General features: G+C 62.6%; 15 protein-coding genes and 3 pseudogenes. 11 read left to right on the forward strand and 7 right to left on the reverse strand.

Annotated features, from left to right (window positions below):
- Positions 1 to 10: 10 nt before the first annotated feature.
- Positions 11 to 952, forward strand: a complete 942-nt coding sequence (locus X727_RS154695) for an amidohydrolase family protein (protein ID WP_023834040.1) — start codon at positions 11 to 13, stop codon at positions 950 to 952.
- Here X727_RS154695 and X727_RS154690 read toward each other — a convergent pair.
- From X727_RS154690 to X727_RS154675, 4 genes are read right to left on the reverse strand one after another with little or no spacing between them, the layout of a single operon-like run.
- Complete coding sequence (locus X727_RS154690; RefSeq protein WP_023748645.1) at positions 926 to 1897, reverse strand: ABC transporter permease; 972 nt, start codon at positions 1895 to 1897, stop codon at positions 926 to 928. The genes X727_RS154695 and X727_RS154690 overlap by 27 nt on opposite strands.
- A complete protein-coding gene (locus X727_RS154685; protein ID WP_023834041.1) occupies positions 1894 to 2859 on the reverse strand; it encodes an ABC transporter permease in 966 nt (321 codons plus the stop codon). Before X727_RS154685 ends, X727_RS154690 begins: the two co-directional genes overlap by 4 nt.
- Positions 2856 to 4355 (reverse strand): sugar ABC transporter ATP-binding protein, encoded by a 1500-nt coding sequence (locus X727_RS154680; RefSeq protein WP_196813807.1) that lies wholly within the window; start codon positions 4353 to 4355, stop codon positions 2856 to 2858. Before X727_RS154680 ends, X727_RS154685 begins: the two co-directional genes overlap by 4 nt.
- Positions 4356 to 4382: 27 nt before the next feature.
- Positions 4383 to 5435: an ABC transporter substrate-binding protein gene (locus X727_RS154675; protein ID WP_023723360.1), complete on the reverse strand. Its 1053-nt coding sequence runs from the start codon at positions 5433 to 5435 to the stop codon at positions 4383 to 4385.
- A 235-nt stretch (positions 5436 to 5670) separates the two neighbouring features.
- Between X727_RS154675 and X727_RS154670 the strand changes: the two genes are divergently transcribed.
- From X727_RS154670 to X727_RS1000000168940, 4 genes and pseudogenes are all read left to right on the forward strand, one after another.
- Complete coding sequence (locus X727_RS154670; RefSeq protein WP_023686799.1) at positions 5671 to 6471, forward strand: IclR family transcriptional regulator; 801 nt, start codon at positions 5671 to 5673, stop codon at positions 6469 to 6471.
- A 1486-nt stretch (positions 6472 to 7957) separates the two neighbouring features.
- Positions 7958 to 8275: a hypothetical protein gene (locus X727_RS154660; protein WP_031195897.1), complete on the forward strand. Its 318-nt coding sequence runs from the start codon at positions 7958 to 7960 to the stop codon at positions 8273 to 8275.
- Positions 8276 to 8343: 68 nt separating this feature from the next.
- A pseudogene (locus X727_RS1000000167845) lies at positions 8344 to 8457 on the forward strand (oxidoreductase); the annotation flags it as partial.
- Between the two features lie 166 nt (positions 8458 to 8623).
- Positions 8624 to 8758: pseudogene (locus X727_RS1000000168940) on the forward strand (glutathione-dependent formaldehyde dehydrogenase); the annotation flags it as partial.
- A 1336-nt stretch (positions 8759 to 10094) separates the two neighbouring features.
- Here X727_RS1000000168940 and X727_RS1000000167850 read toward each other — a convergent pair.
- A pseudogene (locus tag X727_RS1000000167850) lies at positions 10095 to 10199 on the reverse strand (AraC family transcriptional regulator N-terminal domain-containing protein); the annotation flags it as partial.
- 705 nt (positions 10200 to 10904) lie between these two features.
- On the opposite strand from X727_RS1000000167850, the gene X727_RS154650 reads away from it, so the two are divergent.
- From X727_RS154650 to X727_RS19540, 6 genes are all read left to right on the forward strand, one after another.
- Positions 10905 to 11402: a sigma-70 family RNA polymerase sigma factor gene (locus X727_RS154650; RefSeq protein WP_050591279.1), complete on the forward strand. Its 498-nt coding sequence runs from the start codon at positions 10905 to 10907 to the stop codon at positions 11400 to 11402.
- A complete protein-coding gene (locus X727_RS0133685) occupies positions 11399 to 12238 on the forward strand; it encodes an anti-sigma factor (protein WP_031204120.1) in 840 nt (279 codons plus the stop codon). Before X727_RS154650 ends, X727_RS0133685 begins: the two co-directional genes overlap by 4 nt.
- Positions 12239 to 12518: 280 nt before the next feature.
- The gene (locus X727_RS154645; protein ID WP_023670610.1) at positions 12519 to 12764 is read left to right on the forward strand and encodes a DUF680 domain-containing protein; all 246 of its coding nucleotides are present in this window, start codon (positions 12519 to 12521) and stop codon (positions 12762 to 12764) included.
- A gap of 95 nt (positions 12765 to 12859) precedes the next feature.
- On the forward strand, positions 12860 to 13831 hold the full coding sequence (locus X727_RS154640) for an MBL fold metallo-hydrolase (protein ID WP_023834044.1): 972 nt from the start codon (positions 12860 to 12862) through the stop codon (positions 13829 to 13831).
- A 31-nt stretch (positions 13832 to 13862) separates the two neighbouring features.
- Positions 13863 to 14342 carry a tetratricopeptide repeat protein gene (locus X727_RS154635; RefSeq protein WP_023670612.1) on the forward strand — a complete coding sequence of 160 codons (480 nt, stop codon included), beginning with the start codon at positions 13863 to 13865 and terminating at the stop codon, positions 14340 to 14342.
- Between the two features lie 53 nt (positions 14343 to 14395).
- A complete protein-coding gene (locus tag X727_RS19540) occupies positions 14396 to 14899 on the forward strand; it encodes a DoxX family protein (RefSeq protein ID WP_023834045.1) in 504 nt (167 codons plus the stop codon).
- 343 nt (positions 14900 to 15242) lie between these two features.
- On the opposite strand, the gene X727_RS01000000164530 is transcribed toward X727_RS19540, so the two are convergent.
- The gene (locus tag X727_RS01000000164530; RefSeq protein ID WP_280806236.1) at positions 15243 to 15551 is read right to left on the reverse strand and encodes a flavin reductase family protein; all 309 of its coding nucleotides are present in this window, start codon (positions 15549 to 15551) and stop codon (positions 15243 to 15245) included.
- A complete protein-coding gene (locus tag X727_RS1000000169580) occupies positions 15515 to 15748 on the reverse strand; it encodes a flavin reductase (protein ID WP_023834046.1) in 234 nt (77 codons plus the stop codon). The genes X727_RS01000000164530 and X727_RS1000000169580 overlap by 37 nt, the downstream gene beginning before the upstream one ends.
- Positions 15749 to 15750: the final 2 nt, after the last annotated feature.

Genomic DNA, 15750 nt, shown 5'->3' on the forward strand with positions numbered 1-15750 from the left:
AGAGAGATACGTGCCAGAACCTTACGCCGGACCGATCATCGACGCCCATCATCATCTTTGGGATCTCAGACTGGGACGGCATCCCTGGCTCGCCGCCACGGCCAGCGAGCGCGGCGGCCTCGGCGAGCTTGGCCCCTTGCGGCGGAACTATCTGCCCGGGGATTATGCGCGCGATGCCATAGGGCATAATGTCGTCGCCACCGTCCATGTCGAAGCCGGCTGGGCGAGTGGCGACTGCATCGGAGAAACGCGCTGGCTTGAAACACTCGACAAATCGCGCGGCGTCGCCGCCCGCTATGTCGTTCACGTGCCGCTCGCCGATCGCCAGGCGCCTGCGCTGATCGAAGCGCAAGCCGCGTTCGAGCGCGTCGCCGGCGTGCGCGACATATTGAGCTGGGATCCCGACCCTGCCCGCCGTTTTGCGGCCCGTGACGGCATCATGGACGATCCGGCCTGGCGCGCCGGGCTTGCCTTGCTTGGCCAGCATCGGCTGGCCTTCGACCTGATGGTGTTTCCGCGCCAGCTCGCCAGCGCGGCTCGCCTTGCGGCTGCCTTCCCCGATCAGCAATTCGTGCTCAACCATTGCGGCAGTCCAATCGACCGCGACGCCGATGGCATGCAGGTGTGGCGCGACGGGCTGCGGCTTCTGTCGCAATGCGACAACGTCGCCATCAAAATATCGGATCTGGTCGCCTACGATCATGACTGGACGCTCGACAGTCTGGAGCCCGTCGTCCTGCATTGCATCGATTGTTTCGGCACCGGTCGCGCCATGTTCGGCAGCGACTTTCCGGTCGCCGGCCTGCATGCCTCGTTCGATGACATATATGACGGCTTCAAAACCATCACAGCGGACTTTTCCGCCGACGAGCAGACGGCGCTGTTCTTCGGCAACGCAAGGCGCATCTATCGGCTCGACGATGTGTCATCGGCGCGCCTGCTCCCGGCCTGAGAGCAGCAGCAGGCCGAGGATCAGCGAGCCGAACAGGATGCTGCGCCAGCCGGGCGATGCGTTGACGACGGTGATCAGCGCGGTGATGGTGACCAGCAGGATGGCGCCGGGGATGGTGCCGGCATAGGTGCCGAGCCCGCCGAGGATCGAGGTGCCTCCGAGGACCACAGCGGCAATCGAGGCGAGCAGATAGGGATCGCCGATGCCGACATAGCCCTGTCCGTTCATGCCCAACACGAGCACGCCGGCAAGTCCCGAGCAGAAGCCGCTGATGCCGTAGACCGCAAGCGTCGTGGACGTGACCGGAACACCGGACAATGCCGCGGCAAGTGGGTTGGCGCCCATGGCGAAAATCCGGGCGCCGAGCGATGTCGCATGCATCGTGGTCAGCACGATCACCGAGACGACCACCCACAACAATACGCCAGCGGGAATGCCGGCCGGCCGGCCATTGCCGAGCCAGTGGACCAGCGGGTTCTCGGCGGTCACGGCGCTGCCGCCGGCGATGATGATCAACAGACCCTGCAAGAATGTCGCCATGGCCAATGTCATGATCATCGGGTGGACGCGCAGCAAAGCGACGCCGAGCCCGTTGACCAGGCCGATTGCCGTGGTCAGCACCAGAACGGCAAGAATGGCGGTGATGCCGGTCGGATCCACCTGCCACGACAGCAGCGGCAGGCTGACGGCGCTGACCGTGACGATGGCCGCGACGGAAAGGTCGATGCCGCCGGCGATCACCACAAAAGTCTGGCCCGCGGCAACCAGGCCGATGACGGCGCCGAGCTCCACCAGATAGCGCAGATGGCCATAAGCGCCGAAGCCGCGCGAAACGAAGCTCGCCACGATCCAGACCGCGGCAACGATGGCAACGGTGAGAAACGGCCGGCTGCGCAGGACCGTCAGGGCGCGTTTGCCGCCCGCGCTGTCATTCCATGCTGTCATTGCTGTGCCTTGCGGAATTGCGGGATGGCGACCGCGCCGATGATGATCAGGCCCTGGGCCACGTATTGTGCGACCGGCGTGAAGCCGAGGAAGAACATGACGCTGATCATCAGGCTGAGCAGCAGGCTGCCGGCAAGCGCGCCGCGCATCGTGCCCTGGCCGCCGAGGAAGCCGATGCCGCCGAGCACCGCAGCGGCAATCGAGTTCAGGGTAAAGGCGGCGCCGATGACCGGGTCGCCCGAACCGGTCTGTGCGGCGACGAACAAGCCGGCGCCAGTGGAGAGCAGACCGCTGATCGCATAGGCCGCAATGCGCGCGCCGTCGACCGGCACGCCGGAGCGATAGGCGCCGACCGGATTCTCGCCGGCGGCATAGAGGCTCAAGCCAAGCGGCGTGGCGAGATAGAGCTTCCACAGGAGAATGATGACCACCAGCAGCACGAATGCCGCCGGTGTGTTGCCGGCAAGCAGGTCGGACAGCCACGCCGGGATTGCGCCGCCGGGCCGCGGCAGGATCAGCAGTGCGGCGCCGCCGATGATGAACGACCCGGCAAGCGTCACCACGATGGCCGGCAGCCGAAGCCGTACCACGATGAAGCCGGTCGCCGCCCCGATGCCGAGGCCCGTCAGCGCCACTGCGGCAGTGCCCCCGGCGACGCCCAGCGGCCCGGCCATCGTCGTCGCGGCGATGACCGCGCCCAAGCTGACCGTCGCGCCGATGGCTAGGCTGATGCCGCCGGTGAGCATCAGGATCGCCTGCGCCATGGCGACCAGCGCCAATGGGAACCAGCTCTGGGTGAATTTGGCGAAGCCGGACGCCGTGAACAGGCCCGGAAAGAGGACGCCATAGGCGATGAGAAACACCAGGACGACGGCAAACAGGCTGCGCACGCCGACATTGCGACGCATCTGCACCGGCCAGTAGAGCGCATCGGTCTGCCGGGCGGAGGAAGATGTGTTCATGCCGCAACCTTCCGCTGTTCGGCGCCCATCGCCGCGGAGACGATGGCTTCCTCGCTCAGCGCTCCACGCGCCAGCATGGCGACGATGCGGCCTTCGCGGACGATGGCTACACGGTCGCAAAGGTGCACGAGTTCGGGCGTGTCGGAACTGAGCAGCACGACCGCCTTGCCGGCGGCGGCGAAATTGCGAAGCATCATGTAGATCTCACGTTTTGTTTCGACGTCGACGCCGCGCGTCGGATCGTTGAGCAGAAGCACCAGCGGGTCGTGCGGCATCCATTTCGCCAGCGCCACCTTCTGCTGGTTGCCGCCCGATAGAGCCTGCGCCGCCCGCCCGAGGTGACCCTTGATGCCGAGTTGGGCGGCAAGGCTTTTGGCCGTCTCGCGCTCTGCGCGGCGGCTGCGCAGCTTCAGCGCCGGCAGCCTGGCAAAGGCGGGCAGCATCATGTTGGTGATGATGGGATGGATCAGGTGCAGGCCCTCGCGCTTGCGATCCGCGGGCACATAGGCCAGCCCCAGCGCGTTGGCTTTCGGCACGCCGCCGGGCAGGCCGGAGGCGCCGTTGACGGTCGCCGACGCCGTCCGTGCCGGAATGGCGCCGTAGAGACCGAGCAGCAGATCTTCCTGCCCTTGCCCGACCAGGCCGCCAATGCCAAGCACTTCGCCCGTTTTGATATCCAGATCGACGTCGCGCATCAGGCCGGCCGAAAGATTTCGGACAGAGATAGCGTCGGCAGGCAAACTGGAAGGCTGCCATTGCGGAAAAAGATCACCGGGATCGCGGCCGACCATCAGCCGAACCAACCCGGCGGCGTCGGTGCCTTCCAGGGTGCGGTCGGCCGTGCAGGTGCCGTCCTTCAGAACGGTGACGTGCTGGCACAGCGCCATGACTTCGTTCAGTCGGTGCGAGATGTAGAGAATGGCGATGCCTTCGCCGCGCAACCGCTGCAGCAGATCGGTGAGGATTTTGGTTTCGGTTGCCGATAGCGACGATGTCGGTTCGTCGAGAATGAGCACGCGCGGCCGGCGGTAGAGCGCCTTGGCGATCTCCACCATTTGGCGGCGGCCGAGCGACAGATGCCCGACCGGCGTCGACAGCGGCTCGTGCAGCCCGACAAGTTCGCATGCGGTCCTCGCCCGCGCAGCGAGTTCGCGGTAGTCAATCAGGCCGAACCGTTTGGGATAGGCGCCGAGACCAATATTTTCGGCGATGGAAAGACTGGCCGTCAGGCTGAGTTCCTGCTGGACGACGGCGATGCCGGCCTGCCGCGCAACAGCCGGCGTCATGCGTGAGACCGCGCGTCCATCGACCTCGATCGTCCCGCCATCCGGTCTCAAGGCGCCGGACAAAAGGTTGATCAAGGTCGACTTTCCGGCGCCGTTCTCGCCGAGCAGCGCATGCACGCGGCCCGGCTGGAGAGCGATTGAAACGTCGCGCAGGACGGGGTTGCCGAAGAAGGACTTCGACACACCCCGCGCCGCGAGCAGCGGAGCCATGGTTGTCAACGCTACAACCCTTCAGGCTTATTTCTGAGCCAGCAGCTTCTTGAACAGCTCCTCATCGTAAGGAGAAAAGATGTAGCCGTCAGCCGGGAAGTCCTTGGCCCGGGCGAGGTATTCGTCGATGTTGGAATTGTCGATTACCGGCAGCGGAATCTTGACGAAAGCCGGCACATCCTTGCCTTCCAGCGCCTGGACGGCAGTGTAGGTGGCGAAGGCGCCGAGCCAGTTCGGCTGCATCGTCGCCCAGCTCTTCAAGCCCTTTTCTTTCCAGAGTTCCAAAAACTGCCGGGCGTTCTCACCGGTGATCGGCACCTGTTCACGGCCCTGCTTGTCGAGGGCCAGCACGGCGCCTGCCGACAGAGCGCCGCCGAGCGACAGGATGCCGTCGATCTCGGGGTTGGCGAAGAGGAGGCTGGTGACGGCTTCCTGTGCCGGCGCGACGTTGTAGGGCGTGTTGGTCTCGGCAAGCACCGTCACGTCGGGATGGGCCTTGAGCTCAGCGTCGGCGCCTTTGCGCCTGTCATCGCTGACCGAAACCCCGGCCGGGCCGTTGAGGATGAGAATCTTGCCCTTGCCGCCGATAGCGTCGATCAGGAACTTGGCCGCCTGGTCGCCCCACTGCGAAGAATCGGTATTGACCTTGGCGGTGACCTTGTCGGTATCGACGAGGCTGTCGAAGTTGATGATGGCGATGCCCTTGGCGCAGGCATCGGCCAGAACGCGTGCAGGTGCGGTCGACGAACCGGCGATCAGGATGATGGCGTCGACATCGGAATCGATCATCGACTGGATCTGCTGGATCTGGACGTTGGCATCGCCCTGAGCGTCGGTGACGACGAGCTTGTCGACCAGTCCCTGCTTCTTCAGGGTCTCGACTTCGGCTTCGATCGTGCCTTGGGTCTGCTTCATCCAGGTCGGCACGGAATAGATGTTGGCCCAGCCGATCGTGTACGGCGCCTTGCGGTCGCCCTTGATGCAGTTGGCGGCGGCATTGGCTGCCGAGCCGGCGCCAAAGCTCAGCACGAGACCGAGGCAAAGCGCGCTGGCGGATGCGAAAAACGGTGATTTCATCATGACTGTTCCCTTCAGAGGTTGTGGCCTCGACGTGCAGAACAAGGGCGAGGAAACCCGTCGGTCGCCGGGTCTTGGAAACCGTGTGTCCTCTCGGGATTTGTCTGCGTCAGGCTCGTTAGTTTGTCTGGTATTTCAGACAATGTGTCTGTATATCGGACAAATTGGATGCTAGACCGAGCCTTGACATCTTTCAAGCGCCTTGAGACGAGAACCGAAATGATTTTGGCGGATGGTCATGAGCGACGGCACTAACGATGCGATCGGGAAGGAAGCCGGCGCGGAGCCGCGCAACGGCGAACGACGACGCGGCATTGACCGCGTCATCATGCTGCTCGAGGCGTTGCTGCGGCACCGCGCGCCAATGCGCGTCGGCGACATCGCCAAGATGATCGGCGCGCCGCGTTCGACCACCTACGAGATCGTCAACAGCCTGCTCGACGCCGAAATGCTCGAAAACGTCGGCGGTGAAGGTTACGTCTATTTCGGACGCGCCATGCATCTGTTCGGCTGGGCCTACTCACATCACAACGCCCATTACCGTCGCATCATCGAGACCTTGGATAAGTTGGCCGCCGAGACAGGCGAGACGGTCCAGCTATGCGGCCTGCGTGGCAACAAATACGTCGTTCTGGACTGCCGAGATTCGCCGGGCCCGTTCCGGATCTCAAGCGATGTCGGGGTCGAGGTGCCGATCCCATGGACGGCATCCGGACGGCTGCTCCTCGGCCATATGAACGAGCAAGAGTTGAGGGACTTCATCCCATCTGGCGACTACAAGCTTCCCGACGGCCGCATCATTGCACCAGCCGAATTCTTTGCCGATGTTGCCCTGGCCCACCGGCAGGGTTTCAGCGAGACCGCCGCTCTGGCGGACCGCTTCACCTGGTGCATGGCAGCGCCCATCCATGACGGCCACGGCGCCATCAAAAGGACCTTGTGTCTGGTGTTACCCGTCGACACGCCGGAGCCACGGCGCGACGAACTGCTTGCGTTGCTGCGCGAGCGCGCCCGTGGACTGTCTCTGGCGGGAGGCTGACGATCAGCCGTCGTGCCCTCTGGTTGAAGCCTCTTAAGGCACATGGATTCCGCTCTTCCCCATTGGTTCCATTTAGGTTCGGGACCTTAGTCCCATAGTCGGTGGATAAGGTCCGAACCAGGGAACACGCAACCGGAAGCCACATTAGGAGAAGACCGTCGATCAAAGTCCCTTCATCCCCGGTTGAGGATCCCGCCGCTCTTACTGTCGAGAGCGCGGCGGGATCCTTACGCGCGGAGCGAGCGCATGAGATTTGTCGAGATTTTCACAGATGTGCTTACGGCCCTGCTTCTCGCTTTATTCGTGTGCGGGATATTCGCTGTTTTCGGAGGCCATTTGGTTCCTCCACGCTACGCAAAGATGGTGTTGCTGCCGGACCTGGATAAGATGACGACTGCATCATCTACACCCAGCTTGCCCGATTCCATCGACTTGCAACTCCAAAAGCGCCCAGAGGTGCAAAGGTCTGCCGGCGTGACACAGCGCGCAGTCGGTCTGGAGCCGCCAGTGCCATCCAGCAAGCGGTAAGAATCAGCGGAGGTTTTGTGGCTCCCCAGCTATCAGAGAGCGCCGGCGATTATTGACAGACCCGGCTCTTGAAATTGGCTGAAATCGCCGCTCCACATTTCCGCATCTGTTTGAATTGTGTTTATCAACTAGTGCGAACGCTATGGCGAAGCAGGTTGAGCTGGCGGCGTTCCTGGCTGATCCCCGCCAGTGCTTGATCGCGGCGTGGGATCCTTGTCGAGCTTGGGATTTCGGTCCACCGGTTCGCCATTCACATCATCGGCCTTGGAGTTTGCAGGGTCCGTTCGGCCAGGATTTGGGCTGTAAGTATCTGGCGATGGAACCCGGCTGTTTTGCTGTGTCGCCGGTGTCTTAGCCTGCTCGCCATAGATTTCAGCGATCCCCCAGGCAACGAGCGCCAAGACAAGGCCTGCCAAGAGCACGCCAAGGACCGGTCGCCCCAAGCCACCCTGCCTGGCCCGCTTTTCCGGAATGTTTCTGCTCATGATCGCAACCCTGGGCTAAGAGGAGTGGCCCGCGCTCCAGGAGCGAAGACGCGGGCAGTCAAGAGCTCCGGATGTTGGCCATGCGGCGAACAGGGAACTCGCTGCACATACCGAACTCGCTGGCGCTGTTGATGTTCCCACGGAATCCAAACAGCGCGCCGCCGGGAGCCGGACTGGCAATTTGGGTTGGAGTGGCTGGAACGAGCCAGCTCAAGGTCAACGAGCGGCGGTGTGCGTAAGCGGGCATTGCGAGCCAGACTGGAACTTTGCCGAATCTGCCGCGTTGCCGACCATGGCCGACTACAACGAGACCACCAATCCGGTGCTGACCGGTTGCAAGGCCCGCGTTGCCACCAGGGACATCTGTTTGAAGGCTATCTGAATTTGCTCCTCGTTGTTGGCGATTCCGCCCGATGGAACATCCTGATCCGCTCGCGGTTGGGGAAGCCCGGGCCAGCGGCAGGAGCATCATCATGAACGTCGAACGTAACCCGGCCGAAGACAGAGGCGATATTCAGTCTGGGGTGACAGAGGACAAGACGCCGGGATTCGACCCGGCGGCGGCGCCTATGGAAACCGATGCCGAAGCAGCAGACACCTGCGCCGTGCCGGTTCCCGCAGCGACGGGCACGCCGGCTTTCGCTAATCAAGCAAGCTTCGCCAATGCGATGCGGCGGCCGGACGACGAGCGCGCCCCGGCCCCGAGTAAAAACGGCCCGGTGCTGGCCATTGTCGCGCTTGTCGTCGTTGCCGCCGTCGTTTTCGTTGTCGCCGCGATTCTGGCGCGATAGCAGATCCTGCGCTTGCGCCAAACCTCTGCCCTGCGAAGCGATCAGGGATGCGGTCGTGGCAGCAGGCGATCAGCGGCTGGAAAAACAAGCTGCAGGTTGCAGCGGCGCATGGCACGCCGGCCGGCACCCTGGCCGAGCAGCATTGCGGCATGGCCGAACCCGGCTCGGCCGCCAAGGGTTGAGGCCGGATGCTCGTTCGAAGCGGGAACATTTCACATCAAGCCAAGTTCGGGCTCGCAGAGCTTGTCGTCAAGGAACAGCACATGAAGGCCCTCACATGGCACGGCAAAGGCGACATACGTTGCGAACAGGTGGCCGATCCGACGATCCAGGATGAACGCGACATCGCTGCAGAAAGTTCGGAACGGCGATATCGACCCGTCATTCGTGATCACCCATCAGGCTGGCCTCAAGGCCGGGCCCGCACTTTACAAAACCTTCCGCGACAAGGAGGACGGCTGCATCAAAGTCGTGATGCGCCCGCACGGCAGACCGTTCTGTCCAATGGCCCGACTTTGTTGTCCGGCCGTCTGCATGCTGAAAAGGCGAGAGTTGAAAATGGCCAAGGACAAACCCGCATCGACAAACCCGGCCGCCACACCTTCGGTCGGATCGCCTGACGCCGCCGGCCTGCCACATCCCCGTCGCGACGCTGAAGACAGCGATTCCGGCGCCAGGCCGACTGTGCCCAAGGCCGCTGGCGCCCAGGAAGCGTCCAGATCGCCACTCGACAGCCGCGTTGCAAATCGCAATGCCGGCCGTCCTCGTCAGGCAGGCACGACGCCTCGGCCGACCGACGAACCGCTGGAGTAAAATGAAACCTTAGATGCGGCGCGGGTATCTGCACCGCGGTGTGTGTGCAGTCAGGGTCTTCCTGCCTGCCGACAGCGCCATACAGGTCTTGATCTCCCGTGGATCGCCGGGATCGGCAATCAAGACTTTAGCGGGAAATTCGATGGTACCGTTGGCTGGATCGGCTTCGGCTCTACACGATTGTATTTACGATGTTTTTCCTAGCGTCGACAGCCGATTTGTATCACAATAGGTATCACAACGCGTAACACATTTTTTGCTGCTTTCATGGTACATAACCAGCTGGCGCTACGATGCCGCTTCTCGGCCGCTTTCATCAATTGATCTGCCAAGTCGCTGGCGGCGATCGGATCGTCTCGCGCCGCAATGGGGAGTTGCTCGGCAACCCACCCTGTCCAAAAACTTCAGTCCGGGAACACTCAACCCGTCAATCCCGCGTAGTGATGGCATCGAGTATCTTACTACCCACGCAGCTTGGCGTGTCCACGAACCTCCTGGCCACCGGCGCGACGCAATGGCTCCTCGTGTATGAAGGCCTAGTAGGTCGAAACGTTAACTGCCGCCGCAGCCTTAGCACCGTCGTGACGAGGGCAAGGGTGCGAGCGAGCAGTCCCATTCCCAAACCAAGGAATCCATCCCATGGCCCGAATTCCGGATCGTACAGTTGGCCGTCGCCGCAACCTGTGTACTCAAGCCCCTGCCCCTTTTGCCCGGTGCAGATCGCTTGCCCAGTACCAGGGGCGAGCGGCTCGCGTACGAGCAGTTACCAAATTCGACACGTTGTTGCTACAATCCCGCGCAAAAACGTTTCGGCCGTTCCATGCCGCTCTCAATCACGGAGTCGGCACCACCCCAGCAAGGTTGGAGGCAGTCTAAGCTCGTGACCTAGGCCGCGATCTGGTTCTTGCCAAAGCTGTTTCGAACATCCCTCGCGGGTGATAAGCGCGACGGCCGGCGCGATGGGCTTGCATGGCTGTCGGTGATTCCCGAGCGCGTGGATGCCTGCACCGTGGCGACCTGTCAGCAGCCAGTAGTGCATCTCACGAATAAGCTGGTTCTGCAGGATTGGGATTGACGCCGGACGATCGAGTAGTTTCATCAAACGCAATGCCAAAACCAGGGCGCCCGGACCAATCACATCGCCGAGAAAGAATCACGCTGTCCGGGAATAAAAAGCCGCTTGCCCTGGTCCTCCATGCATGAGCTGCTGATTGACCTTGAAGGGACGCCGCACTGCAAACCCACACATTGCCGAGCACGACGGTATCGGTCGACGAGTTCCAGGACCTCTGGAAGGCGATAGGTCGGCCGCCTGCGGCCGGCTGGCTCACCTGTCTGCCGAAGGTGCTGCCGCGGTCGGGATCGGGAAAGCTCAGGTGCCGCGCATGCGAAATGGGTCGTGAATTCGGCAATGCTTGTGCTCGAGAAGCATCCATCTGGATGCATGTTTGCGGTCCAGTGNAAGCTCAGGTGCCGCGGATGCGAAATGGGTCGTGAATTCGGCAATGCTTGTGCTCGAGAAGCATCCATCTGGATGCATGTTTGCGGTCCAGTGCGTGATTGACACCGATGCGACGTTTGCCCTCACATTCAACGCAGTTGGCGACCCGGGATGTTTCCTCTGGGTTCGATCGCAACGCAGAACCATTCTCGCCCCATGAGCACTCAAGGCGAGGCGCATGTGACGGTGTACCGATGCTGAGCAGCAATGCGCGAGCCGACCGCTTCGGCGAAGTGGTAATGCCCCATCTCGCCGACGCGCTTTCGCTGGCCCGCTGGCTGACCGGCAATNGCCGACCGCTTCGGCGAAGTGGTAATGCCCCATCTCGCCGACGCGCTTTCGCTGGCCCGCTGGCTGACCGGCAATGCCACCGACGCCGAGGATGTCGTGCAGGACGCCTGCATGAAGGCACACGCCAACATCGCAAGCTATGCCGGCGGCAATGCACGTGCCTGGCTGCTCACCATCGTTCGCAACTCGTGTTACACATGGCTGGCGCGCAATCGCCCGCGCAGCATCGTCTCGGTGGGCGACCTCGGTGATCTCGACGAGGTGAGCGCCGCTCACGCAGTCGATCTGAGTGAGAGCGAAAGCCCGGAGGCGAGCCTGATTGCCAGGGCAGACGTGGCGGCCCTGGAAGCGGCGATCGCCGCTCTGCCGCAACCATTTCGAGAAACGCTCGTGCTGCGCGACGTCAATGGCCTCGCCTACCGCGATATCGCAGCCATGCTGGGCGTGCCGATGGGCACGGTGATGTCGCGGCTGGCGCGGGCGCGTGGCCTGCTGATCTCTGACCTTGGGAGGGCGCAATGAGTGCGCACAACGATGGATTGCCCGAGGACGCCGCCGGCATGAACCTGATGCTGCACGCGCTGATAGATGGCGAGCTTGACGCCGCCGCGGCCATGGCTGTCGAGCGGCGCATCGCCGCCGATCCCAAGCTGGCGGCCGAACATGCCCGCATCATGGTCTTGCAAGGGGCTGTGGCCAGGCTGACGAAGCCCCAGGTGAGCGACGAGTTCAGCGCGCGCATTGCAGCCATGGCAGCATCCGGCAGCGTCGAGGTGCTGCGGCCCAGAGCGCCGATACGGGCGAAGTCCGCTCGAACGTGGTGGTCGGCGCGCAACTTCGGATCATTCGACTGGCGCGCCATGGCGGCCTCGATCATGATCAGCGCTGTTCTGGCCAGCGGCGCGACGCAATGGGCGATGCAGCCTAGCGTAGCCGATAGCTTTGCCGCAGGCGTGGCCAGCGGCCACCAACGCAGCCTGCTGGCGACCAGCCCCGTCGATGTAGTCTCGTCGGACCGGCACACCGTAAAGCCATGGCTCGATGCAAGGCTCGGCCTTTCGCCGCCGGCTCCTAATATGGTGAAAGACGGATTTGCGCTCATCGGTGGCAGGGTCGAGGTCATCGGCGGCCGGGCAATGCCGGCGCTGGTTTATCGCCACCGCGAGCATTTGATCACCCTTGTCGCCGAGCCGCAAAATGCCGGGGCGGTGACCGACCCCGTCGATCTCTCGGAGGGCGGCTTCTCGCTGGTGCAATGGAGCGACGGCGCCTTCTCCTACTGGGCGATTTCCGACATGGAGCGGCCGGAGCTCGACGACTTCGTGGCGCGCTTCCGCGCCGCGGTCGTCCCCGGCTGATAACCGACCGTCGGCACTCCAACCGATATCGAGTGCCGACCTGCGCTAGCCTTGACGTTCCTGCCCGGGTGACAGACCACGGCAGCAGCATGGCGCCGACGTCGAACGCGTCCTCGTGCAGCGTCGGCTCCAGTTCGGGGCGGACGCCGGCCCCTGTTTTCGGGAAATCTCAAAAGAATTTCGCGCCGCCCGGGAATAAAGGGATGTCCTGATGGGTCTTGTTGTTAGCGGGGCCAATTTCCCGGCACGCACCCAAGAAACGAAAAAAGGATCTACCGAAATGACCAAGCTCGCTCTCAGCGTGGCTGCCATGCTGCTTGCCTCAACCGCTGCCTTTGCCGGCAGCGACCATGGCGGCAACAACTCCAATCAGCCGGTCGCTACCGTTGACACCAATGCCACTGCTTCCATTTCCCCCTCCCCGCGCCAAGCCGGCGTCGACACCATGGTGACGACCGGGCCGCGCCAGGGGTCGGTTCAGGACATCATCACCAGGCACAACAACGACGGCATCTGGGGCCGCTGAAGGCACCCTTCCGAACATCTTCTCTTACCACTCACGATGGAGAGCCAAACCTTTGGCTCTCCATCATCACCCCATAAGGCTGCAGGAGATCACCTATGTTCATGATGACACGTCGCACGTTGCTTGGAACCACGCTCGCCGCGACCGCCTTCGGTCTGGCCGGCAAGCTGGAATTCACCCGTCCCGCCTTCGCCGAAACGTCGGTCGAGCCGACCGTCGGCTTCTACAAATACAAGGTCGGTGATATCGAGGTCACCGCCATCTATGACGGCATCTGGCGCAAGCCGCACGACCCGGCCTTCATCAAGGATGTTTCCGTCGAGGACACCAAGGCAGCGCTTGCCAAGGCCGGCCTGACGACAGACTTCATGCCCATCCCGCTCACCGTCATCGTCCTCAAGATGAACGGCAGGCTGATCATGATGGATGCCGGATCGGGCGTCGGCCAATGGCAGACCAATGCCACCCATCTGCCGGCCAACATGGCCGCCGCCGGCATCGACTATAAGACGATCGACACCATCATGATCTCGCATTTCCACCCCGACCATGTCTGGGGCCTGATGGAAAAGGGGACCGATGCACCGGTGTTCCCCAATGCCGAGCTGATCGTCAACGCCACGGAATACAATTGGTGGACCGACCCCAGCCGGCTGGCCAAGCTGCCGGAAGGCCGCAAGCCGGCGGGCAAGCGCGTCGCCGAAAATTTTCCGAAATGGAAGAACTGGAAGCTGGTCAATGACGGCGCCGAAGTCGCACCCGGCATCCAGATCATCGCTGCGCCCGGCCACACGCCGGGACATTCGGTCTACCTCGCCAACTCCGGCAAGGAACAGCTGATGATCTCGGCCGACACCATGTATGTGCCCGCCCTTCTGGCGCCGCATCCGGAGTGGCAGGGCAGTTACGACCAGGACGGGCCGATGGCGATCACCACGCGGCACAAGCTGATCGATCGCGTGATCGCCGACAACATCCGGATCTCGGGTTCGCATTTCCCGTTCCCCGGCACCGGCGTCTTCGTGAAAGACGGCAATGCCTATGGTTTCACCCCAGTTCAGATTTGAGCGCGAGCTCCCAACCCAAGCGAGAAAGATGATGAAGCAATCCTATCTGGGCAAGCACGCCCTGTTTGGCCTGCTCGGCGCCATTGCCGTGCTGACCGTCGTTCCCGTGGCCACTATCATGCCGGCCTATGCGGTCGACGACCTCGAAGGCACCGATGCACCCGACCTCACCGCCGTCCAGGCCAAGATCGCCGTCAAGGACTACAAGGGCGCGCTGGCCGATCTGCGTGATCTCGCGCAGGACAACCAGCAGGCCGACGTCTACAACCTGCTCGGCTTCACGCTGCGCAAGACGGGCGATTTCACCACGGCGCTGACCTACTACAACAAGGCGCTCGAGCTGAAGCCCGACCACAAGGCCGCCCGCGAATATCTGGGCGAACTCTATGTAGAGACCGGCGACATGGCCAAGGCCAACGAGCAGTTGGCGTCGCTGCAGAAGCTGTGTCCCGCCGGCTGTGAAGAACTCGAAGACCTCCACAAGGCCATCGACACCAAGGTGACAAAGTAAACCAGGCAGGTGCTGCAAGGCGCCTGCCCCTTTCCCATTGCCTGGAGCCCATCGTGACAACGACACAAACCGCCTGGAAACCACATCTCACCGACTTGACCCTGCTGACGGGTCGCCTGCTGCTCTCATTGCTCTTCGTGCATGAAGGCCTGGAGCTGGCGACGCATTTCGCCGGTGCAGCCAAGGCGATGGCGGCGCTCGGCGTCAGCCTGCCGCTTTTAATAGCCACCATAGCGCTGCAGCTGGGAGCTGGCTTTTCGGTCGGCCTTGGTCTGCTGACGCGTCTGGGCGCGGTGGCGCTCGGACTGTTCTGTTTGGCAACGGCAGCTTTGTTCCACACCAATTTCGCCAACCAGAACGAATTGCTGCATCTCGAAAAGGATCTCGCCATAGCGGGCGGCATGTTCGTCCTGGCCGTAGCCGGCGCCGGGGCGATATCTCTCGACAGGGTGCTGAACGGCCTCGTGAAGCGCCGGCAACAGGACAGAGAGACGGTTGCGGCGCTCATAGCGGCCGGTAGGCCTCTCTCGTTGGGCGAAATCAAGCTTCCATTCTAAACCGGCCAACACGCCGGGCATCATACAACCCGCCCGCCCGGTCGGCGCCCGCAAACTGCCTCGGGGGGTGACGCAAGCCGTTCCTGGCGTGTCCTCCATTTTACGTCCGCTTATCGGCGCGGATAGTAATGCCCAGGAAGGACCTGCGACGATTCCGATCAGCAAGCCTCTTAATCGTTGTTGCAGTCGGCGATCTGCAGAGGTTCAAGGCATCCGTTGTTTGAATTACGTGCTCCCGCGCCGCGGATCATTCGCGGTTCTGGTATGCCAGAAGGCCAAGCATCGCGAGCGTCACTTTTCCGAGATTTGCATGGCTGTCAGAAAACGACACGTACCAACCCGCTCACGACGATCCATAGGCGCCGCGATGATAGATCAACGCCGGGCCAGGCTCTCCGCTCACCACATGCCGGACGCTGCCGAGGATTAGCGCATGGCTATGGCGAACTATCGTATCCTCGACGGTGCAATCGACTGCGGCAAGCGCACCTTCGAGCGCCAATGCGCCGCTTGCAAGGGTGGACCAGCGTGCACCCTCGTAGCGAGCCTGCCCCTTGAGGCCGCCTCGACCAGCAAAACGGTCGGCAATCGCGATCTGGTCGGCGCGTAGCACATTCACGCAGAAGTGCCGATGCCGGTGATGGCTGCCCATGTCGACGAGCTCAGGTTGATGCTGACGACCATCACCTCCGGTTCGACCGACAAGGAATGGGCTGTGGTAATTGTTGCGCCCGTCCGCTCGTCGCCGATGCCTGCGGTGACCACGGACACGGCTCCGGCCAGGTGTCGCATCGCAAATTTTAGGGAGATCCGGGTTTCATCCGGCAGAATGCGTTCGGTTAGTGTCATCT

It is taken from the genome of Mesorhizobium sp. L103C105A0 (genome assembly GCF_000502215.1).
Classification (GTDB): domain Bacteria; phylum Pseudomonadota; class Alphaproteobacteria; order Rhizobiales; family Rhizobiaceae; genus Mesorhizobium.